Raw genomic sequence first — 19,526 nt, forward strand, 5'->3', positions numbered from 1 at the left:
CGCCACAGGCGCGCGGCCGGCTTGGGGCTCAGTGAAGGTTATGCTGCGCACCGGTGCCCTCCTCGTCCATCAGCCCCCTGCCGGTGCGGAACCGGTCCAGCCGGAACTTCGCCGCCGGGGCGTGATGTTCCCCCGTCGCCATCAGATGGGCAAAGGAAAAGCCCGACCCCGGCACCGCCTTGAAGCCGCCGTAACACCAGCCGCAGTCAATGAACAAACCCTCGGTATCGGTCTTGTCGATGATCGGGCTGCCATCGGGTGTCATGTCCATGATCCCGCCCCAGCTGCGCAGCACCCTGGCCTTGCCGATCATCGGCATCAGGGTCATGCCGGCCTCCATCACATGTTCCATCATCGGCATGTTGCCGCGCTGCGCGTAGGAGGCGTAGAAATCCAGATCGCCGCCAAAGACCAGCCCGCCCTTGTCGGACTGGCTGATATAGAAGTGCCCCATGCCAAAGCTGACCACATGGTCGATCACCGGTTTCACGCCCTCGCTGACGAAGGCCTGCAGGATGTGGCTTTCGATCGGCAGGCGCATGCCGGCCATGGCGGCCACCTGGCCCGAGCGGCCCGCCACCACGATGCCGACCTTCCTGGCCCGGATCGGGCCGCGGGTGGTCTGCACCCCGCGCACCTTGCCGTTTTCGATGTCGATGCCGGTCACTTCGCATTGCTGGATCAGGTCCACACCGCGCTGGTCCGCGCCGCGCGCATAGCCCCAGGCCACCGCATCATGCCGCGCGGTGCCGCCACGCGGATGCAGCAGCCCGCCGTAGATCGGGAAGCGGCCATTGTCGAAGTCGAGATAGGGCAGATACCGGCGCACCCCCTCACGGTCCAGCAGCACCGCGTCGTCGCCCTGGTTGATCATCGCATTGCCGCGCCGGGCAAAGGCATCGCGCTGGCCGTCGGAATGAAACAGGTTGATCAGCCCGCGCTGCGAATGCATCGCGTTGTAGTTCAGGTCTTTCTCCATCCCTTCCCACAGCTTCAGCGAGTGGGAATAGAACTCCGAATTGCCCTGCAGAAAGTAATTGGCGCGCACGATTGTCGTGTTGCGCCCCACGTTGCCTCCACCGAGGTAGCCCTTTTCGAGCACCGCGATATTGGTCATGCCGTGGTTCCTGGCCAGGTAATAGGCGGTGGACAACCCATGCCCGCCGCCGCCGATGATCACGGCATCATATTCCGGCTTCGGTTCCGGATCGCGCCAATGCTGCGTCCAGCCCTTGTTGCCGGTCAGCCCTTCGCGCAGCACGCGCCACCCTGAAAACCGCATTCGAAACTCCCCTCGACTGGACCAAGTGAACCAAGTCCCGCCCAGAGGTGCAATGCCCGCCGGCCAGATGCACGGTGCTTTTCGACAGAAAGTTTATCATGGGCGACCATATCGCCAATTTACCGGCCATATGGTCGCCACAGGGCGCATGCGGCTGTCAGATGCCCTTTGCCCGGTAGCTGGCCGCAACCTTGCCGATTGCACAGATATAGGCCGCCGTGCGCAGGTCATCCACATCGTTGCGGCCGTGCCAGACCTCGGCCATGGACTGATAGGCGGTCTGCATCGTGTCATCGAGACCGGAACGGACCAGCTCAAGCTCACCCGCGCCGCGCAGGTACTTGTCCTTGAAATTCGGGCTCAACTGCCAGCCGATCCCGCTGTCCGCACTCAGCCGCTCCAGCTCGTCCACGACCAGCTGGTGGCGCGCTTCCTCCTGGCGGCGCTGCATCCGGCCAAAGCGGATGTGGCTGAGGTTCTTGACCCATTCGAAATAAGAGACCGTCACACCGCCCGCGTTGGCATACATGTCGGGAATGATGACCGTCCCCTTCTTGCGCAGGATCTCATCCGCGCCCGCGGTGACCGGGCCGTTCGCGGCCTCCACGATCAGCGGGGCCTTGATCCGGTCCGCGTTGGACAGGTTGATCACCCCTTCCAGCGCCGCCGGGATCAGCACGTCGCATTCCGCCTCCAGCAGCTTGGCACCATCCGGTTCAAGCGGCGCTTTGGGATAGCCCTTGATGGTGCCGTGCTTGACGATCCACTGATGCACCTGCTCCACATCCAGCCCCTTGTCGTCGAACAGCGCGCCGTCGCGTTCGATGATCGCGGTCACCAGACAGCCGTCTTCCTCGCTCAGGAACTTGGCGGCGTGGTAGCCCACATTGCCCAGACCCTGTACCACCAGCCGCTTGCCATCCAGCTCGCCGGTCAGACCGGCCAGTTCCATCCCCTTGGGATCGCGGAAGAACGCATGCAGGGCATATTGCACGCCCCGCCCGGTGGCCTCTGTCCGGCCCTGGATACCGCCCGCATGGGTCGGCTTGCCGGTCACACAGGCCACGCCGTTGATATCGGTGGTGTTCATGCGCTTGTACTGATCCGCGATCCAGGCCATCTCACGCTCGCCCGTGCCCATGTCGGGGGCGGGCACGTTCTGTGCCGGGTTGATCAGATCGCGCTTGATCAGCTCATAGGCAAAGCGGCGCGTGATCAGTTCCAGCTCGTGTTCGTCGTAATCGCGCGGGTCGATGCACAGCCCGCCCTTCGATCCGCCAAAGGGCGCCTCGACCAGCGCGCATTTATAGGTCATCAGCGCCGCCAGCGCCTCGACCTCGTCCTGGTTGACGCCCGGCGCATAGCGGATGCCGCCCTTGACCGGCTCCATATGTTCCGAATGAACGGAGCGGTAGCCGGTGAACGTATGGATCTTGCCCCGCAGCCGCACGCCGAAGCGGACGGTATAGGTCGCGTTGCAGACCCTGATCTTCTCCTCCAGCCCCGGTGACAGGTCCATCAGCGCGACTGCGCGGGTGTACATCAGATCGACGCTTTCGCGAAAGCTCGGCTCATTGGATGGGGTCATCGTCTTCTCCAGTCATTTCGGTCCGGCCTCAGGAGCGACTCATCGGGCCGCATCCCGGCAAACCCACCCTAAGGCGGGTTTTTTCAAAGTGCGACCAGATTGAGCACATCCGCCCGAATCCCGGGCAGGATTTTCGATTCCCGAGCATAGGAGGGCTAAAGTTTACAGTTTCGAAACAACCACCCCGGAAACCTGAAATTGGCGCTAAAAACGCAGATAAAACGCGGTTTTTAGGCACTTTTCCGCCCAATTTACGCCATGTTGCCCGATCACAAGGGACCAACGGCAAAGACTGCCCGAAATCCGGCATGCAAAAAGTGTCTCGGTAGGAAAGGTTAACAAATATGAAACGTTGTAAACGTGAAAATCGCCTGACAGCCGGGGACCTGTTGGCACTCTCCCGCCATTTCTCAAAGTCGGAAGACGGCTCCATCACCATCTTCGCCTGCTTCATGATCCTGATCATGATGACGATCTGCGGAATCGGTGTGGACATGATGCGCCACGAAATGGAACGCACGCGCCTTCAGGCCGTGTCGGACCGCGCCGTTCTGGCGGCCGCCGACCTGGACCAGACCCTGGACCCCGAAGCGGTGGTACGGGATTACTTCGCCAAATCCGGCATGGCCGAATACGTCTCGGCGGTGAATGTCGACGAGGGCCTGAACTACCGCACCGTGACGGTGGATGCCACCAATACGATCAAGACGCAGTTCATGAACACCCTCGGGGTTGACGACCTGTCGGTCCCCGCCCGCTCCAAGGCGGAAGAGAAAGTCGCAAAAGTAGAGATCTCGATGGTCCTGGACATCTCCGGGTCGATGGGATCCAACAACAAGATCCAGAACATGCGGAACGCGGCCAAGGTCTTTGTCGACACCGTAATCCGGGACGAGACGGAAGATCTGATCTCCGTTTCCGTCGTGCCCTACTCGGCCCATGTGAATGCCGGCCCCGAGATCTTTGATCGGATGGGCGTGCAACCTGTCCACAATTATTCACATTGCGTTGAATTTCCCGACTCGGACTTCGACGAGACCTTCCTCCATGCATCGGGCAGCCACTACAGCCACATGCAGCACTTTCAGAACCACGATCCGGGCTGGAACCAGATGAGCGAAACGGTCTGTCCGCGCTATGACTTTGAGCGGATCCAGCCGCTGAGCCAGAACGCAAGCGCCCTGAAGGCACAGATCGACCAGCTTGAACCCCGTGCCAACACCTCTATCTTCCTTGGCATGAAATGGGGCACCGCGCTGCTTGACCCCTCTTTCCGCCCGATCAACCAGAGCATGGCCAGCGCCGGGCTGACCGATCCGGCCTTCTCGTCCCGTCCCGCAAGCTATGACGATCCGGAAACCCTGAAAACCGTGATCCTCATGACGGATGGCCAGAACGTCACGACCTACCGCATCCCAAGCTGGTACTACAATTCGGACTCCGAAATCGTGCACTGGTCCCGCTACAACCTCGGCTGGTACGTCAATCGCTACGTCAGCTACTACTACCGCCAAAACTTCCGCACCCAGAAGTACTCCGATTACCAGGGCGATTTGCTTCTCAGCAAAATCTGCGGCGCGGCCAAGGACGCAAAGATCGTTGTCTGGTCCATCGGGTTCGAAGTGACCGACCACGGTGCCAATGTAATGCGCGACTGCGCCTCCTCGCCCAGCCACTTCTTCCGGGTGGAAGGCGTGGAGATCGAGGATGCCTTTGAAGCCATCGCACGCCAGATCAACCAGCTGAGGCTCACACAATGAAGACGCCCTTCTTCAGACGCCTGTTCCGGTTCCGCCGGGACGAAGAGGGCGGGATCTTCCTGATCGAGTTTTGCATCCTGGTGCCAATCCTGTTCGGTGCCTTCATGATGGCGGTCGAAATGGGCCTCTATTCCATGCGCCAGATGTATCTCGACCGGGGTGTGGACATCGCCGTCCGCTATATCCGGCTGAGCACGAACACACCGATCGCGCACAACCAGATCAAGCAGATCGTCTGCGCCAATGCGGGCTTCATCGAGGATTGCGACAGCACGCTGCGGCTGGAGATGATCCCGCTGCTGCCCCGCGCCTTCGCCACCTTTGACCAGACGCCGGACTGCGTGGACACCTCTGCACCGGCCACTCCGGTCCGGGGGTTCATACTGGGCCGCGAACACGAGATCATGATCCTGCGGGCCTGCGTGAAGTTCAAGCCTGTCTTCGCCACCACCGGCCTGGGCAAGGAGCTTGAGACAGACGGCAGCGGACGGGCCCGGCTGATCGCGGTTTCCGCCTTTGTACAGGAGCCGAAATGATGCGCGCCACCTTGCTCAAATTCCGTCTGAACGCCCTGCTGCGTTGCGATTTCCTGCGCAAGCAGGACGGGTCGATCTCCATCGAGGCGATGATCGTCCTGCCGGTGATGTTCTGGGCCTTCCTTGCCGCATTCTCGATCTTTGATGCATTCCGCATGTACGGGATCAACCAGAAGGCGGCTTTCACCGTGGGCGACGCGATTTCCCGCGAGACACTGCCGCTGGATGACGATTACCTTGACGGTGTGCACAACCTGTTCGAGTACCTTTCCCTCAGCGAAGGCAAATCCGCGATGCGGGTCACTTCGATCTGGTTCGACGAGGACAACAACAGCTACCGCACCGACTGGTCCCAGACGCGCGGCAATGCTGTTGCATTGACCAACGCCGAAGTGCAGAACTGGCACAACCGCCTGCCGGTGATGCCGGACAATGAACGTGTCCTGCTGGTCGAAACCTGGAGCGATTACGTACCGCCCTTCGCCACTGGCCTGGAAGAGCGCGAGATCCAGAACTTCGTCTTCACGCGCCCGCGCTATGCGCCCCGCGTCTGCTGGGAATACTGCAACTAAGGCGCCCGACCCTATACTGAATCATCCTGTGACAGGAATGTCCCGGGAACGCCGAAGGCGCGACACGTATCGGCGATACAACTTGAACTGAAAGGCCATAGGCCCCGCGCCGCAGCGCTACATCAGACCCGCCGGACCCTCAGTCCTGCGGGTCCTTTTGTGCCAGCAGGGCGGCCAGCACATCTGCCATGAACTTGGTCTGGCTGCCCGGTGTCATACCGCCAATCCCGACCCGGCGGCCCATGCGCCACCACAGCCCGGGCCGCCAGTGGCGGGCCCCGCCCTCGCCCAGTTTGAGCAGGAAGCCATTGGACGGTTTGAAGGCAAAGAATCCCCGGTCGATCCCGGTGATCTGATCGACCCGGGCAATCACGGTGCCATCCGCATCGCGCAGGACCAGCGGCGTCAGCTCCAGCTTGCTTGCAGTGGCGCGCCGCATGGCATCCGCAACCCACAGCGACCCCGCGCCGACAAGGATGAGAAACAGCTGCCAGTGCAGGGCCGGCGCACGCATGAAAGCCATGTAGATCAGCAGGAGGCCCAGCAGCCCCAGGCAGCAGATCCCCATGGCGCGCCGCCCGGCAGAGGCCTGCACGGTGGCCAGTACTTCGGTGCTGTCGTCAAATTTCATGGGCGCTCCTTCGGCTTTGGTTCTGCCTAAGGCATTTGCGGCGGGTTGCAAACGGAAAGCGGAAGCGGCGGCCCGGGCCTGAGCCCAGGTGGCCCATTTGTGCACCCGTCGCCATCAACTCCGACCCCTGACTGCGAATTTTCTGAATCTTGTCAGTGGGCCGTGCCAGGCAATTCCGGCACGAATGCCAGGCATTTCTGACCCGGACCAGACTTTGGGCGTGGTATGGGGCAAGGTCAGGTGAGCGGACGAAACTGCCGTTCAATTTAACCACTTAGGTCACGACCTCGTCTTATGCGCTGCAGCTTTAAGAATTCCATACCCAAAGATGACAACGGCTGAGAATGCGCCCGACGAAGGCACACACCAAAGTAGCGGAATGATCAAATTTCTCTGATAAGCTTCATAGTGAATACTGTCGCCGCTGAACATATAGACAACGGGCATGATGGTTCCCAAACCGGCAAACGCACCAGCCATGAAGGCGCGTGGTAGTTCAGGCACCCAAAGCCGCTGCAGTACAAGCCAGACAATTGCCCAACAGAAAGCGGCTGTCGATGCTGTTACTGGACTGGAGATAAGCGCTGCTGCAAACATGAATCCAGCCCCGGAAACGAGCCTAATAATGAAGTCGTTGCCGAAGGGAACATCACCCAACATCCAAGCTGAATAGCCCAAAGCTGCGACAAAAGTCATCAGCGGAAAGAAGGCGAACCATCTAACGTCAATGCCAAATCTTTGAATTATTCTGCCCATGTTTCCAACCATACGATGCACTGCTTAGAACAGTAGTAGGAAAAATGCGGTTCCAATACGGTAGCAATGGGCTCTTTACGGACCTTCGCTGCAACGCGCGTGAAGGTCAGATAAGCGGGACTTTGCTGTCGTGCCATTGGCGCGGTGCATACCCCCAAGCGTCTTCGCCCGGCGTCAGCCGGGCATCGCCCGACCTCCCCCCGGAGGGCGATTTTGCACTGTCAGCCAAGCCATGATCCGGTCTGCGGGCTGAAACGTTTCCCATCACATACAGGTCTGGAACGCCCTCCAGTTCGGGCGATACCCGGCTGACGCCTCATGTCACTCAGGGCTCAATCCCGCCGTTTGCTACAATTTTCACGAATGAGCGCCTGGCCCCTGCCCCGTCCTTCGGTCGTAGCGCCGCGCTCCGGTTCAGCGATGTGACGCAAAAATCGGTTTTGCCTGGCAACTGACACAGGCCCCGGATGTGAGACCGGTCAGGGTTCGGCAAAATCAGGCCGCACCCTCGATCATGTCATCTTTTGGTTGATCCCCAACATTCGGCAAACGTGGTCCCAGCTTTGCGGCTGCAAAAGCAGCGCAAAATCCCGGCCGTTCACGCGCGCCCCACGTCGGTACAATCAGCCAGCTGCCCGGAATTCCGCCGTCAATCCTCGGCTTCACGGCCCTCGCGCGGCTTCTTTCCGTGTTTGCCCGGCCTGCGCGTCAGCTCCGCCGCGACCCGGTCGGCATAGGCGGCCCGTTCCTCCGGCGACATCGAAGACACCTCGGCCAGCCATGCGCCTTCCGCAGCGGTCTGCAGCGCCAGCGCCACGCGCCCCTGTTCACGCAGGACATCCTCCACCTCTGCGGCGTCAAACGGCTCCTGACGCAGGGCGGCAAGCACCCGGTCATAAAGCGCCCGCCGCTCCGACCGGCTGGGCATGCCGCTGCCCGACCGGCGCAGGTCACGGAACATTGCGCGCCGCACCTTGCGCGGCAACGCCCTGACATAGGGCGTGGCATAGCTGCGCGCGCCCGGCCCACGGGCATGATCCCCCGCACCCGGCCCGCCCGCATGGCGATAGGCCGCCCCGGCAATCAACCCGACGAAAATCAGGTTCAGCGCCAGCGACGCAATCAGAACCCAGCGCATCCGGCGCCTTGCAGCTGTGCCTGTCTTATCCATCCATCAACCCTCTTCGCTGTCCCATCCAAAACCGGACAAATCCGGCGCGGTTTCATCCATCACCACCTGCTGACCCAGGATCTGATCGGCCAGGTCCGGCATCCCGTCGGGTGGCGCCACGCCCAGCCAGAAACCGACGCAGGTCGCCGTGACCAGCCCGCCCAGCCCCGGCAGACCACCCAGCATCCGCCACCATCCGCCAAAGAGGCTTCCGGCGCGGGTGGGTTGCAGGTGCCGGGCATCGTCAAGGACCCGCGCCAGCAGATGCTCCGGCATTTCCGGCGGATGTGACCGCGCCCGGGCAAAAAGCGCCTCCAGCGCTCTGTCGTCGTCATGTTCTGACTTAGTCATGTTTCATACCCCAATGCCTCTTTCTGCCCCGCAAGGGCCGCCGCAAGCCCCCGCTTGCCCCGCGCCGTCAGGCTTTCGACCGCCTCGACCCCGATGTCGAGGATCTGCGCGATCTCGGGGTTGGCCAGCCCCTCGATATGCCGCAGGACCACCGCCTGCCGCTGCCGGTCCGGCAGGCTTTGCAAGGCGGCCTGCAAGGCATCGACCCTTGCGCGTTGCTGCAACTGCTGCGCGACGTCCGGGCGCGGGTCTTCGGGCTCGGCCACCTCGTCCAGCGGCACCGACCGGCGCTTGCGCAGCCGGTCCGTGCACAGGTTGGCCACCACCCGGTAACACCAGGTGCTGACCTTCGCCTCGCCCGCCCGCCAGTCCGGCGCGATCTTCCACAGGCGCAGCAAAGCCTCCTGCGTCACATCCTCGGCCTCGTGACCGTCGCCCAGAACCCGGACCGCATGGGCAAAAAGCCGGGGCGCAAGCTGCACCGCCAGCAGGCGCGCCGCCGCAGCATCGCCGCCGGCATAGCGCGCCAGCAGCAAGGCCTCCGCATCGGGGGCGGGATCGGGCGGAAAATGACGCATAGGTTCAGGGCGTAGCGCGACCGGGCCCGCCAGGCAAGCAGGCCCGGACCGCATCTCAGCCCTTGTCGCCGTGGTGCCGCTTGCCGTGATGCCCGCGCATCTTGCCAAATTCCTCGGCGCTCAATGCCCCGTCACCATCCGCATCCAGCTTGTCGAACATCCTGGCCGGATCGCGCCGGGCGGTCATCTCCTCAAGGCTCAGCTTGCCGTCCTTGTCGCCATCCATGCGGTCCATCATCCGGGCCTGCCATTTGCCGCCCCGCCCCGCGCCTGCGCGGCCTTCGCCCCTTGCGGCAAGTTCCTCGGCGTTCAGGGCACCATCGCCATCCTTGTCCAGTTCCCTGACCATCCGGGCAGAGCGTTCGAGCCGCATCGCATCGCGCGCCGCCGTCATCTCTTCCGGTGTCAGGAAACCGTCACCGTCCGCATCTGCCGCCGCAAAGCGGGCTGCGGCATGTGCGGCAAGCTCTTCCCGGGTGATGGCGCCATCGCCATCGGCATCAATCTTGCCGAACATGCCGGCGCGGTCGCCGGTCCTGGCCTGGGCGCCTGCAACCGCAGCCACCGCGATCAATGTGCTGAGGGCAACCAACTGGACTTGTGCTCGAAGTTTCATGTGATCTCTCCATTGTTCCCGCGCCCCTTCGTGCGGCGCGATACCCCCTCTAACGGGGCGGACTCTCACTTCCGTCGCGAAACGCCGGATTTTTTCGTCCCAACCCCGCCGGGCTTTGCGACACAGCGCCGCAAGGCCCGCCTTTGCTCTTCCATTCCAGGCGCCTTGCTTCCATCTAGATGCAAGACCAAGGAACAGCTCATGCAACAGAACCTCGACACCGCCTCCATCGAAACATCCCCGGCCGACCACCAGGACCGCGCCCGCTGGCCCGCCATGCGCAGGGGATGGCGCGGCAAATGCCCGAACTGCGGCTCGGGCCCCCTGCTCAAGGGCTATCTCAAGGTCAACCACGACTGTGCCGTCTGCCGCGAGGAATTCCACCATCACCGCGCCGATGACGGGCCGGCCTATCTGACCATTCTGCTTGTCGGCCATCTGATGGCCCCGACACTGCATCTGGCCTTTGTGACCTGGCGTCCGGAGCCGCTGACCCTGTTCACGATTTTTGCGGTTGGCTGCGTCGGCCTCTCGCTCTACCTTCTGCCCAGACTGAAGGGGGCCATGATCGGCTTTCAATGGGCCAAGGGCATGGGCGGCTTCGCAACCTCGGCCTGATCTCCCCTTTCGGCAGTGCTGAACCGGGGGAACAGATGACCATCGACAAAAGCCAGATCCGCAATGCCGCCACGGTGATCGTGCTGCGCGACAGGTTCGACGCGCCGCGCATCCTGATGGGACAGCGCGGGTCCAGGGCTGTTTTCATGCCCAACAAATTCGTCTTTCCCGGGGGCGCGGTGGATGCGGGCGATGCCGAGGTGCCCCTGGCCAGCCCCCTGCCCGAGACCTGTGCCGCCCGCATTGCAGAGGATGCGGAGCCCGGTCTGGCCCATGCCATCGCCGTCGCCGCCATCCGCGAACTCTGGGAGGAAACCGGCCTGATCCTGGGCCGCCCCGGCAGCTGGGACACCCCCCCGCCCCCCGATTGGGAAAGCTTTGCCGCCACCGGCCATGTCCCCCATGCCGCCCCGCTGCAATTCACCTTCCGCGCGCTCACCCCGCCGGGCCGCCCGCGCCGCTTTGACGCGCGGTTCTTCCTGGTGGATGCCGATGACATCGCCTCCGACCTCGATGATTTCGACGCCGCCTGCGATGAGCTCAGCCACCTGCAATGGGTGCCGCTGTCAGAGGCGCGGTCCTTTGACATGCCCTTCATCACCGAAGTCGTCATGGCCGAGGTCGAGGCCCGCGCCCGCGACCGCACCCCGCCCGCCTCCGTCCCGTTCTTCAAGAACAATGATGAGGAAAGCCTGTTCCTGCGCCTGCGGGGGAAGCTGCCGACCGGTTAGCAAAGAAACAGGGCAGATGATGGCCATCGCCCGCAACACGATCTGCTTCTGGTACAAAAGGGATGCGGAAACGGCGGCGCGCCGGGGCCGATCAACAGAAATAAATTAACCCATTGTTGGGTTTCGCAGCGAAACCTGTCTTGCCCGGGCGAAAGGACCATGCCCGGCATCGCGCCGCTCAGATTACCAGGATCAGCATCAGGATCGACGCCACCAGCACCGCCATCCCAGCCCATTCGCGTCTGGTGATCTTCTCGTGGAAGAACAGCGTGGTGGCCGCCACGCTCAGGATCAGTTCAACCTGCCCCAGCGCCTTCACATAGGCCGCGTTCTGCAGGGTGAAGGCGATGAACCAGCACAGCGACCCGCCCATCGAGGTCAGCCCTATCCACAGCGCCACCCGCCGCGCCGCCCAGACGGCCCTGATTTGCCCCGGCTCGCGCCACCGCAGCCAGACCAGCATGATCACGGTCTGCATCACCACCACCGCCGCCAGCGTCACCGCCGCGCGCAGGATCGGATCGGCCTCCGCCACGCTCAGCGAGGCACCCCGGTAGGTCACCGCCGAAATCGCGAACAACACGCCCGAGGCGATGCCCAGCCCCGCCGCCCGGTTGCGCATGTCGCGCCAGTGGAACCCGGTCACCTCCGGCCCGCCGGAAAGCAGCAGCAGCCCCACGATGCCCAGCGCAATGGCCGCGAAACCGGGCAGGGACACCCCCTCGCCCAGCACGATCCAGCCCACCAGCACGGTCTGGATGACTTCGGTTTTCTTGAAGGTGATGCCCACGGCAAAATTGCGCTGCTTGAACAGCATCACCACGCAGACCGTCGCCAGGATCTGTGCCGCGGCCCCCGCCAACCCATAAAGCCAGAACCCGTCACCCAGGGCCGGAAGCGGCTTGTCCGCCGCCACCAGGTAGACCGCCAGCAACAGCAGGATGAAGGGAACCGAATAGAGAAACCGCGAGAACGTGGCCCCCGCGGCAGAGAGCGTCGCTGTCGCCAGATGTTTTTGCAGCATGAAGCGCACCGTCTGAAACGATGCGGCGGCAAGGGTGACGAGAATCCACAGATCGGGCAAAACAGCACTCATGCCCATGGATTACAGCGTTTCGGAATTAAGTTGAAACATCCAACATCACTTTTCGCGTTCGACCGCAGGGAGAGGCAGCGAACAAGTGATCAGCTATATCCCGAAGCGCTACAGGTCAATCCTGCGACCCGCGCCAGAGCGGATGTGCCACCGGGTCCTTTGCCGAGAAGAGATGCCGGCGGAACACCTCGGCATAGCTGCGGTAGACATAGCCATGATTGCGGCGCAGAAACTTGTCCCGCCGCGCCGCATAGACCCCCGGCAGCCGGTACCAGGGCAGCTGCGGATGCACGTGATGCACCACATGGAAATTGTTGTTCAGAAACAGCAGCGCCAGCAGCCCCCGGTCCTCCACCACCACAGTCCGCCCCGAGGCGCGGGCATGGGCCTGATGCTCCAGGAAGGTGCGGATCTTCAGCACCGACAGGGCACCGTAACAGGCCACCAGATACAACCAGACCGGCAAGGGCGACCAGGAGACCACGATCAGCGTCAGCACAACCCCCGGCAGATGCAGCAGCCAGTGGCGGCGGACCTTGGCATTGCCCGTGCTGATCAGACGCAGGTCATCGCGCAGAAAGGCTCCCATCCCCACCAGCGGCCCCAGCAACATCCGGCCCGCAAGGGTGTTGTTCAGCATCAGCACACGGCGGTGCCAGCGCGGCAGCTGCTCCCAGCGGTCGGGGTCCAGATAATTGCTTTCCGGATCGTCGTAGGGATCGGTCAGGCGGGAATCCTGGTGATGTTCCAGATGCAGCGCCTTGAAACGCAGATAGGGCACAAAAAGCCCCGGCTGTATCAGACCCAGCATTGTGCCTGCCCGCGCCGAGCGGAACGGCCCCCCATGCAGGAATTCGTGACTGAGCGAGGAATGCAGCGTCAGCGCCAGGACCAGCAGGATCAGCGATACGCCCCCCGAGGTCAGCAGCACCGCAACAGCCCAGATCAGGACAACCGCCAGGAACAGGCCGATCGTGGGCCATTCCCAGCCCGCCATGACCCGCAGCGCGGACCGCAGATACCGGGGGATGGGGGTGGCGTGGTTCTGCCCGGCCTCGCTCAAATGCATCGCTGGTTCCCTGTAAAAGTCCTTTGCCGCAAGGTGATCGCCCTTGCGCGATCAGACCATTCCGATAATGATGAACAAAGCTTACAATTGGTGATAAAAGTTAACACATGCCTAAGGTAGACAACAAATCGGCACGCGCCCAGGTCTTTCGCACCCGTCTTGCACAGGCGATCCGCACCGCCGGGATCAGCCAGAGCGCGCTGGCACGCGGCATCGGCGTTGACCGTTCCACCCTGTCCCAGGCGCTCTCGGACCATGGCGCCCGCCTGCCCGGCGGCCATGTTGTCGGTGCCTGCGCCCAGGTGCTTGGCGTTTCTGCCGACTGGCTGCTGGGCATTTCGGACCGCCCTGAATCCGCCGCCGATCTGATGTCCAACAGCATCTCCATGTCACAGGCCCCGCGCGCCTTTGTCGATGATCAGCTTTTTGTCTGGCACCAGGAGGCACGGGGTTACAAGATCCGCCATGTCCCCGCCGCCCTGCCCGACATGCTGAAAACTGACGACATGCTGGCCTGGGAATACGGCCCCCACCTGCGCCGCACCGCGCAACAGGCGATCAACGCCTCGCGCGACCGGCTCGACCTGATGCTGGACGCCACCTCCGAATATGAAATCGCCCTGCCGCTTTATGAACTGGACTGCTTTGTGCGTGGCACAGGCTATTACCGCGGCCTGCCCGCGCCCGTCCGTCTGGCACAATGCGACCATATGATCCGGCTCTCGCGGCAGCTTTACCCCCGGCTGCGGCTCTACCAGTTCGACGCCCGCAGGCTTTATTCCGCCCCGATCACCATCTTCGGCCCGCTCATCGCGGTCCTTTATACCGGCGGCCACTACATGGCCTTCCGCGACCGCGCCCGGATCGACATTTTCACCCAGGACTTCGACACCCTCGTGCGCGAAGCCTCCAACACCGCCCGCGATTTTCCCGATCAGCTGAGTGAGATGCGCGCCCTGATCCGCTGACCCGCCTCTGGTCCGGAGCCGCCCTCGCTTGAGACCGGGACGGCGCGGCGCAGACCGGCGGTCCGGCAAAATCGCCGAGGGGCCCCGCATCGCGGGGAGACGGCTATTGTGCTGGAGGGACGGGCGGCGCGGTGCCAGACCGGGGATCAATCGCGGGCGGCTCCGGGCCTCTGGGACGGTGAGACCCGAAGCGGCAAACCAGGAATGGAATGCGCGCGCAGCGCGCGCCTTTTGACAACACCAAAAGCCAGAACACCAACGGACACGTTACCAAAACATACATTCACGGCTTCGGGTCGGGGTTCTCCGTATGCCCATCCACCGCGATCACCTGTCCCGAGACCCTGCGCGCCGCGTCAGAGGCCAGAAAAACCGCCATCTCCGCAACATCGCGCGCCTCGACAAAGGACCGCATCGACGTACCTGCCGCATAGCCCTGATAGACCTGATCGCGGGTCATGCCCTTGGCCGCAGCTTCACGCAGCAACACAGCTTCCATGCGCGGCCCCTCGACCGCGCCGGGGCAGATCGCGTTGGCCCGCACCCCGAAGGGACCCAGCTCCATCGCCAGCGTCTTCATCAGCCCGATCACCGCCCATTTCGCCGCCGCATAGGGCGCGCGGTTCGGATAGCCGAATATCCCCGCGGTGGAGGAGGTCAGGATCATCGCCCCCTGCCCGGCCTGTTTCATCAGCGGGGCGGCATGTTTGGCCGCCAGGAATGCGCCCTCAAGATTGACACTGACACAGGCGCGCCAGTCTTCCAGCGCCACATCCTCCACCCGCGCGGTCGGCCCCGCGATACCGGCATTGGCGCAGAGCACGTCAAGCGCTCCCATCTCGGCAAAGACCCCGCGCATGGCCTCTTCATCTGCCGCCCCGGCTTCGCGGCACTGCCAGGCGTCGGGACAGCGCGCGAGGGCCGCCCGGTCCAGATCCGTCACCCAGACCTCATAGCCCGCCGCGTCAAATGCTTCCCCCATCGCCCTGCCGATGCCCGAGGCACCGGCGGTGATCAGGACAGACTTCACCGCGGCGCGCCGATGTGGCGACCGGCTCCGTCCGGCGCAGGGAGCGCCGCGTGAGCTTCGGCGAAACGTCTCAGCGCCGCCTCGATCCCGGCAGAGGGCGCAGAGGGCTTGCGGGTCTCCAGCGAGACATGCAGCAGGAAATGCTCGCCCGTGGCCAGCAGCCTGTCACCCTCCGTCATCTCATGGAACAGATGCATCTTCTTGCCCGCCCCGGCGATCACCCGGGTCCGGATCTCGATCACCGCCCCGGCATGAACCTCATCCAGGTGCCGGATATGGGTTTCGGCGGTAAAATAACTGCCACCCGAGGCGATATATGCCGCATCGCAGCCGATGATCTCCATGAAGCGGTCGGTGGCATCGGCAAAGGCGTGCAGATAGCGCGATTCCGTCATATGGCCGTTGTAATCGGTCCAGTCCAGCGGCACGGTCCGGCGGGCGGTCAGCACCGGAGCATCGGCGGGCAGGTCTTCTGCCCGGGCGCCCAGGGCGGTGCCGGAGCGCATGGCCTTCTCCTGCGCGTTCAGCAGGGCGCCTGCGCCCCAGTCCTGTGCTTTCAGCCCCCGCATCATGGTCACCAGGTTGTTGTCGCGGATGCGCTCCAGTTCCCGGATCGAATGCGCGCCCGATTGCGCGTCCGACTGGCCCGCGATCAGATCCACCAGCTCCTCGGTGAACTCCGGCACATCGGTGAGCTTTGTCCAGGGCCACTGCAGGCAGGGCCCGAACTGCGCCATGAAATGCTTCATGCCCGCCTCGCCCCCGGCGACGCGGTAGGTCTCGAACAGGCCCATCTGCGCCCAGCGGATGCCGAAACCATAGCGGATGGCATTGTCGATCTCCTCGGTCGTGGCAATGCCGTCCTTGACCAGCCACAGCGCCTCGCGCCAGACCGCCTCAAGAAACCGATCCGCCACATGGGCGTCGATTTCCTTTTTCAGGTGCAGCGGATACATCCCCAGGCCGGTCAGGATCTCTTTCGCCCGGTCCACCATCGGCCCGTCGATCCCGTTGCCCGGCACCAGTTCGACCAGCGGCAGCAGATAGACCGGGTTGAAGGGATGGGCGACCATGATCTGTTCGGGCCGCGCCGCGCCCTGCTGCAGCTCGCTCGGCTTGAAGCCGGAGGTGGAGGAGCCGATGACCGCGGCCGGATCGCAGGCCTGCTGGATCGCACCGAAGGTCTTGTGCTTGATGTCCAGCCGCTCCGGCACGCTTTCCTGGATCCAGGCCGCGCCCTCGACCGCCTCATGGATGCTGTCGTGAAAGGTGATCGCCCCCTCGGCGGGCAGCGCCACGTCGGTCAGCCCCGGCAGGGACCGCCGCGCATTGGCCAAGACCTCGCCGATCTTGCGCGCCGCTTGCGGGTCGGGGTCAAAGACCCGCGCATTCCAGCCGTTCAGCGCAAAGCGCGCCGCCCAGCCGCCGCCGATCACACCGCCGCCGATGATTGCTGCCGTCTTTGTCATATGTTCAATCCCATCAAAATCACGCCCGCCAGCGCCATCCCCGCACAGAGCGATGCACAGGCCCTGACGCTCCAGCCGAAGGGCGGCGTGTCACGCACCCCCAGCACCATGCCGCCAACCCAGAAGGCGCCAAAGGCCAGAGCCACGACAATCAGAAGAACACCGATCATTGTGCCACCCCCCGCAATTGGCTGACGTCCCAGCCGTTGAAATCAAGTATCTCGCGCGCCGCTGCGATCCGGTCGGCCCCGCCGGTCGGGCTGCGGTCGATGATCGCGGCGCGGCTGCCGTCCGCCAGCCCGACGGCGGCGGTGCGGAACCCCTCGTCAACCCACATCACCACCAGCACATCATCGCCCGTCTTCGCGCGCAGGACGCCCGGCGCATCCGGCAGATAGGCGCGGCTGCCCCGCGCGTCACTTTCGGAGACCGCGCCGGTCAGGCTTTGGGTAAAGCTGACCGATGGCACACAGGGCCCCAAGCAGGCGCGTGTCACCCAGTCACCGGAAAAGCGCCCGGGATCGAAGCGCGCGCTGCCGCCCAACGGGGCCGTCGGGTTGCGCAGCGGCAGCGTGCCGGTGGGATAGCCCGCCTGTTTTGCCGCACAGGCCCCCAGCGCCAGAATGCCGCCAAGCGCAACGAGGTGCAAAAGCCTCACGCCTTGGGCGCCCGTTTGGTCAGGCCCAGCTTCTCGCGGACCTCTGCCGGGCCGATGACGCGCGCGCCCATGTTCTCGATGATGGTCCCGGCCCGTTCGACCAGCTGCCAGTTTTCCGCCAGTTGCCCCTTGCCGAGCCAGAGGTTGTCCTCAAGCCCCACCCGCACGTTGCCGCCCGCCAGCACCGCGGCGGCGACATAGGCCATCTGGTTGCGCCCCAGCGCAAAGGCGGAAAACGTCCAGTCTTCCGGCACATTGTTGACCATCGCCATGAAGGTGTTCAGATCGTCCGGCGCGCCCCAGGGCACGCCCATGCAAAGCTGCACCAGTGCCGGCGCGTCCAGCACGCCGTCCTTCACAAGCTGCTTGGCGTACCACAGATGGCCGGTGTCAAAGGCCTCTATCTCGGGCTTGACGCCAAGATGCGTCATCATCGACCCCATGGCGGTCAGCATGCCGGGGGTGTTGGTCATCACGTAATCGGCTTCGGCGAAATTCATCGTGCCGCAGTCCAGCGTGCAGATCTCCGGCAGGCATTCCGCGATGTGCTGGACCCGTTCCGAAGCGCCGATCATATCGGTGCCTGCAATCGGGGGCATCGGGTGTTCGGTGGGGCCAAAGACAATGTCGCCCCCCATGCCGGCGGTCAGGTTCAGCACCACGTCGGTCTCGGATTCGCGTATCCGCTCCGTCACCTCGCGGTAATAGGCCAGATCCCGGCTGGGTTTCCCGCTTTCGGGCTCGCGCACATGGCAATGCACGATCGCCGCCCCGGCCCTGGCCGCCGCAATGGCGCTCTCGGCGATCTGGGCGGGGCTGCGGGGCACATGCGGGCTGCGGTCCTGGGTACTGCCCGATCCGGTCACGGCGCAGGTGATGAACACCTCCTGGTTCATAGTCAGCGGCATGGCATGGTCCTTTCTGATGCTTGCCGCGATCATGACGACACTTGGCAAAGCACGCTTTGCACAATACGAAGGATGATTGATGAAATCCGCAGAAATCACCCATACCACCCTTCTGGTTCTCGACGGCTGCAACACGCTTACCCTGGCCGCGGCGGTCGATCCGCTGCGCGCGGCAAACCGGCAGGCGGGGCGGCCGCTGTATGAATGGCACTTCGCCACCCCGCGCGACCGAGCGGTGCAACTGACCAGCGGTCTGGAAATTCCCGCAGCACCGATCCACAAAATGCCTGCCACCGATCTGCTGATCATCGTCGCAGGCTTTGCGGTGGAGGCGCAGACCACGCCCCAGCTGACCGCCAGCCTGCGCCGGATCGCGGCGCAGGGCGCGATTGTGGCCGGGATCGACGGCGGCCCCTGGGTGATGGCGCGGGCCGGTATTCTGGACGGGCACAGCGCCACCACCCATTGGGAGGATTTCGAAGGGTTTTCCCATAACTTTCCGGCAGTTGAGCTGATCAACACCCGCTATCAGGTCAGTGGCAAACGGCTGACCTCCGCCGGGGCGGCCCCGGCGCTGGAGATGATGCTGCACCTGATCGGGGACCGGCACGGTGCAACGCTGGCCGGGCGCATCGCCACCGCCTTCATCTTTGACCCGGCGCCGCCGCGCCCGCAAAGCCGCGCCCAGAACCCGCGCCATTCCCGGCTGACCGCCCGCGCCCAGCAGCGGATGGAGGCGGCGCTGGAAACGCCCCTGCCCCTGCGGGACATCGCGGCGGACCTTGGGGTTTCCGACCGGGCCATGCAACAGCAGTTCCGGACCCATCTGGGGGTGACCCCGCAGGCGCATTACCTTGCCCTGCGGCTGTCACAGGCGGAACGGCTGGTGCGCGACACCCGGTTGCCGCTGCAGGAGATCGCGATGAACACCGGTTTCGGCTCTCCGGCCAGCTTTGCGCGGGCCTTCAGGACGCGGTTCCAGATGTCGGCAAGCCAAATGCGACAGCGGACAGGCAAGCCAGGCTAGCCGATTTTTTTGAAAAAAATCGGGCCGGAATTTTGCAAAATTCCGGCCGACTGTCAGATGTCAGGCGAACCCGACTTTTGCGTCACATCACTGACCCGGATCGCGGCGATA

Annotated in this window: 22 protein-coding genes; 7 read left to right on the top strand and 15 right to left on the bottom strand. The window is 63.8% G+C overall.

Annotation, left to right across the window (positions count from 1 at the left end; all coding sequences use genetic code 11):
• Positions 1–28: 28 nt before the first annotated feature.
• Together O4H53_RS16435 and O4H53_RS16440 are read right to left on the bottom strand one after the other, a co-directional pair.
• The gene (locus O4H53_RS16435; protein WP_269365480.1) at positions 29–1,282 is read right to left on the bottom strand and encodes a sarcosine oxidase subunit beta family protein; all 1,254 of its coding nucleotides are present in this window, start codon (positions 1,280–1,282) and stop codon (positions 29–31) included.
• A 157-nt stretch (positions 1,283–1,439) separates the two neighbouring features.
• A complete protein-coding gene (locus O4H53_RS16440; RefSeq protein ID WP_269365481.1) occupies positions 1,440–2,870 on the bottom strand; it encodes a Glu/Leu/Phe/Val family dehydrogenase in 1,431 nt (476 codons plus the stop codon).
• Between the two features lie 344 nt (positions 2,871–3,214).
• Here O4H53_RS16440 and O4H53_RS16445 point away from each other — a divergent pair, with 344 nt between their 5' ends.
• The 3 genes from O4H53_RS16445 to O4H53_RS16455 are packed head-to-tail and all read left to right on the top strand — an operon-like array spanning position 3,215 to position 5,738.
• A complete protein-coding gene (locus tag O4H53_RS16445) occupies positions 3,215–4,630 on the top strand; it encodes a pilus assembly protein TadG-related protein (RefSeq protein WP_269365484.1) in 1,416 nt (471 codons plus the stop codon).
• Positions 4,627–5,166, top strand: a complete 540-nt coding sequence (locus tag O4H53_RS16450) for a TadE/TadG family type IV pilus assembly protein (protein WP_269365486.1) — start codon at positions 4,627–4,629, stop codon at positions 5,164–5,166. The genes O4H53_RS16445 and O4H53_RS16450 overlap by 4 nt, the downstream gene beginning before the upstream one ends.
• Positions 5,163–5,738, top strand: coding sequence for a TadE/TadG family type IV pilus assembly protein (locus O4H53_RS16455; RefSeq protein WP_269365488.1), 576 nt, complete (start codon positions 5,163–5,165; stop codon positions 5,736–5,738). The genes O4H53_RS16450 and O4H53_RS16455 overlap by 4 nt, the downstream gene beginning before the upstream one ends.
• A gap of 139 nt (positions 5,739–5,877) precedes the next feature.
• Here the strand turns inward: O4H53_RS16455 and O4H53_RS16460 are convergent, their stop codons facing one another.
• The 6 genes from O4H53_RS16460 to O4H53_RS16485 all read right to left on the bottom strand — a co-directional run bounded on the left by O4H53_RS16460 (position 5,878) and on the right by O4H53_RS16485 (position 9,841).
• Positions 5,878–6,369, bottom strand: coding sequence for a hypothetical protein (locus tag O4H53_RS16460; RefSeq protein WP_269365490.1), 492 nt, complete (start codon positions 6,367–6,369; stop codon positions 5,878–5,880).
• 279 nt (positions 6,370–6,648) lie between these two features.
• Complete coding sequence (locus O4H53_RS16465; protein WP_269365491.1) at positions 6,649–7,065, bottom strand: hypothetical protein; 417 nt, start codon at positions 7,063–7,065, stop codon at positions 6,649–6,651.
• Between the two features lie 709 nt (positions 7,066–7,774).
• The gene (locus O4H53_RS16470) at positions 7,775–8,263 is read right to left on the bottom strand and encodes a periplasmic heavy metal sensor (protein ID WP_269365493.1); all 489 of its coding nucleotides are present in this window, start codon (positions 8,261–8,263) and stop codon (positions 7,775–7,777) included.
• Between the two features lie 36 nt (positions 8,264–8,299).
• Positions 8,300–8,647, bottom strand: coding sequence for a hypothetical protein (locus O4H53_RS16475; RefSeq protein WP_269365495.1), 348 nt, complete (start codon positions 8,645–8,647; stop codon positions 8,300–8,302).
• Complete coding sequence (locus tag O4H53_RS16480) at positions 8,644–9,225, bottom strand: RNA polymerase sigma factor (protein ID WP_269365496.1); 582 nt, start codon at positions 9,223–9,225, stop codon at positions 8,644–8,646. The genes O4H53_RS16475 and O4H53_RS16480 overlap by 4 nt, the downstream gene beginning before the upstream one ends.
• A 55-nt stretch (positions 9,226–9,280) precedes the next feature.
• On the bottom strand, positions 9,281–9,841 hold the full coding sequence (locus O4H53_RS16485; protein ID WP_269365498.1) for an EF-hand domain-containing protein: 561 nt from the start codon (positions 9,839–9,841) through the stop codon (positions 9,281–9,283).
• A gap of 201 nt (positions 9,842–10,042) precedes the next feature.
• Between O4H53_RS16485 and O4H53_RS16490 the strand changes: the two genes are divergently transcribed.
• Both O4H53_RS16490 and O4H53_RS16495 read left to right on the top strand, forming a co-directional pair.
• A complete protein-coding gene (locus O4H53_RS16490; RefSeq protein ID WP_114273154.1) occupies positions 10,043–10,459 on the top strand; it encodes a DUF983 domain-containing protein in 417 nt (138 codons plus the stop codon).
• A gap of 35 nt (positions 10,460–10,494) precedes the next feature.
• A complete protein-coding gene (locus O4H53_RS16495; protein ID WP_269365500.1) occupies positions 10,495–11,190 on the top strand; it encodes an NUDIX hydrolase in 696 nt (231 codons plus the stop codon).
• Between the two features lie 178 nt (positions 11,191–11,368).
• On the opposite strand, the gene O4H53_RS16500 is transcribed toward O4H53_RS16495, so the two are convergent.
• A complete protein-coding gene (locus O4H53_RS16500; protein ID WP_269365501.1) occupies positions 11,369–12,286 on the bottom strand; it encodes a DMT family transporter in 918 nt (305 codons plus the stop codon).
• 115 nt (positions 12,287–12,401) lie between these two features.
• Positions 12,402–13,355: a fatty acid desaturase gene (locus O4H53_RS16505; RefSeq protein ID WP_269365503.1), complete on the bottom strand. Its 954-nt coding sequence runs from the start codon at positions 13,353–13,355 to the stop codon at positions 12,402–12,404.
• Between the two features lie 107 nt (positions 13,356–13,462).
• Here O4H53_RS16505 and O4H53_RS16510 point away from each other — a divergent pair, with 107 nt between their 5' ends.
• Positions 13,463–14,323, top strand: coding sequence for a helix-turn-helix domain-containing protein (locus tag O4H53_RS16510; protein WP_269365505.1), 861 nt, complete (start codon positions 13,463–13,465; stop codon positions 14,321–14,323).
• 283 nt (positions 14,324–14,606) lie between these two features.
• Here the strand turns inward: O4H53_RS16510 and O4H53_RS16515 are convergent, their stop codons facing one another.
• The 5 genes from O4H53_RS16515 to O4H53_RS16535 are packed head-to-tail and all read right to left on the bottom strand — an operon-like array spanning position 14,607 to position 18,388.
• Entirely contained in the window at positions 14,607–15,353 is a 747-nt protein-coding gene (locus O4H53_RS16515; RefSeq protein ID WP_269365507.1) for an SDR family oxidoreductase, read from the bottom strand.
• The gene (locus O4H53_RS16520; RefSeq protein ID WP_269365509.1) at positions 15,350–16,822 is read right to left on the bottom strand and encodes a carnitine 3-dehydrogenase; all 1,473 of its coding nucleotides are present in this window, start codon (positions 16,820–16,822) and stop codon (positions 15,350–15,352) included. The genes O4H53_RS16515 and O4H53_RS16520 overlap by 4 nt, the downstream gene beginning before the upstream one ends.
• Positions 16,819–16,992, bottom strand: coding sequence for a hypothetical protein (locus tag O4H53_RS16525; protein ID WP_269365510.1), 174 nt, complete (start codon positions 16,990–16,992; stop codon positions 16,819–16,821). The genes O4H53_RS16520 and O4H53_RS16525 overlap by 4 nt, the downstream gene beginning before the upstream one ends.
• On the bottom strand, positions 16,989–17,480 hold the full coding sequence (locus tag O4H53_RS16530; protein WP_269365512.1) for a lipocalin: 492 nt from the start codon (positions 17,478–17,480) through the stop codon (positions 16,989–16,991). The genes O4H53_RS16525 and O4H53_RS16530 overlap by 4 nt, the downstream gene beginning before the upstream one ends.
• On the bottom strand, positions 17,477–18,388 hold the full coding sequence (locus O4H53_RS16535) for a 3-keto-5-aminohexanoate cleavage protein (protein WP_269365513.1): 912 nt from the start codon (positions 18,386–18,388) through the stop codon (positions 17,477–17,479). Before O4H53_RS16535 ends, O4H53_RS16530 begins: the two co-directional genes overlap by 4 nt.
• Before the next feature lie 79 nt (positions 18,389–18,467).
• Here O4H53_RS16535 and O4H53_RS16540 point away from each other — a divergent pair, with 79 nt between their 5' ends.
• Positions 18,468–19,415 carry a GlxA family transcriptional regulator gene (locus O4H53_RS16540; protein WP_269365515.1) on the top strand — a complete coding sequence of 316 codons (948 nt, stop codon included), beginning with the start codon at positions 18,468–18,470 and terminating at the stop codon, positions 19,413–19,415.
• The last annotated feature ends 111 nt before the right edge of the window (positions 19,416–19,526 follow it).

It is taken from the genome of Sulfitobacter sp. G21635-S1 (genome assembly GCF_027213915.1).
Taxonomy (GTDB): Bacteria; Pseudomonadota; Alphaproteobacteria; order Rhodobacterales; family Rhodobacteraceae; genus Sulfitobacter.

Coding starts and splice junctions, on each gene's coding strand:
- O4H53_RS16435 (WP_269365480.1), bottom strand. CDS start 1,282: ATGCGGTTTTCAGGGTGGCGCGTGCTGCGCGAAGGGCTGACCGGCAAC.
- O4H53_RS16440 (WP_269365481.1), bottom strand. CDS start 2,870: ATGACCCCATCCAATGAGCCGAGCTTTCGCGAAAGCGTCGATCTGATG.
- O4H53_RS16445 (WP_269365484.1), top strand. CDS start 3,215: ATGAAACGTTGTAAACGTGAAAATCGCCTGACAGCCGGGGACCTGTTG.
- O4H53_RS16450 (WP_269365486.1), top strand. CDS start 4,627: ATGAAGACGCCCTTCTTCAGACGCCTGTTCCGGTTCCGCCGGGACGAA.
- O4H53_RS16455 (WP_269365488.1), top strand. CDS start 5,163: ATGATGCGCGCCACCTTGCTCAAATTCCGTCTGAACGCCCTGCTGCGT.
- O4H53_RS16460 (WP_269365490.1), bottom strand. CDS start 6,369: ATGAAATTTGACGACAGCACCGAAGTACTGGCCACCGTGCAGGCCTCT.
- O4H53_RS16465 (WP_269365491.1), bottom strand. CDS start 7,065: ATGACTTTTGTCGCAGCTTTGGGCTATTCAGCTTGGATGTTGGGTGAT.
- O4H53_RS16470 (WP_269365493.1), bottom strand. CDS start 8,263: ATGCGCTGGGTTCTGATTGCGTCGCTGGCGCTGAACCTGATTTTCGTC.
- O4H53_RS16475 (WP_269365495.1), bottom strand. CDS start 8,647: ATGACTAAGTCAGAACATGACGACGACAGAGCGCTGGAGGCGCTTTTT.
- O4H53_RS16480 (WP_269365496.1), bottom strand. CDS start 9,225: ATGCGTCATTTTCCGCCCGATCCCGCCCCCGATGCGGAGGCCTTGCTG.
- O4H53_RS16485 (WP_269365498.1), bottom strand. CDS start 9,841: ATGAAACTTCGAGCACAAGTCCAGTTGGTTGCCCTCAGCACATTGATC.
- O4H53_RS16490 (WP_114273154.1), top strand. CDS start 10,043: ATGCAACAGAACCTCGACACCGCCTCCATCGAAACATCCCCGGCCGAC.
- O4H53_RS16495 (WP_269365500.1), top strand. CDS start 10,495: ATGACCATCGACAAAAGCCAGATCCGCAATGCCGCCACGGTGATCGTG.
- O4H53_RS16500 (WP_269365501.1), bottom strand. CDS start 12,286: ATGAGTGCTGTTTTGCCCGATCTGTGGATTCTCGTCACCCTTGCCGCC.
- O4H53_RS16505 (WP_269365503.1), bottom strand. CDS start 13,355: ATGCATTTGAGCGAGGCCGGGCAGAACCACGCCACCCCCATCCCCCGG.
- O4H53_RS16510 (WP_269365505.1), top strand. CDS start 13,463: ATGCCTAAGGTAGACAACAAATCGGCACGCGCCCAGGTCTTTCGCACC.
- O4H53_RS16520 (WP_269365509.1), bottom strand. CDS start 16,822: ATGACAAAGACGGCAGCAATCATCGGCGGCGGTGTGATCGGCGGCGGC.
- O4H53_RS16525 (WP_269365510.1), bottom strand. CDS start 16,992: ATGATCGGTGTTCTTCTGATTGTCGTGGCTCTGGCCTTTGGCGCCTTC.
- O4H53_RS16535 (WP_269365513.1), bottom strand. CDS start 18,388: ATGCCGCTGACTATGAACCAGGAGGTGTTCATCACCTGCGCCGTGACC.
- O4H53_RS16540 (WP_269365515.1), top strand. CDS start 18,468: ATGAAATCCGCAGAAATCACCCATACCACCCTTCTGGTTCTCGACGGC.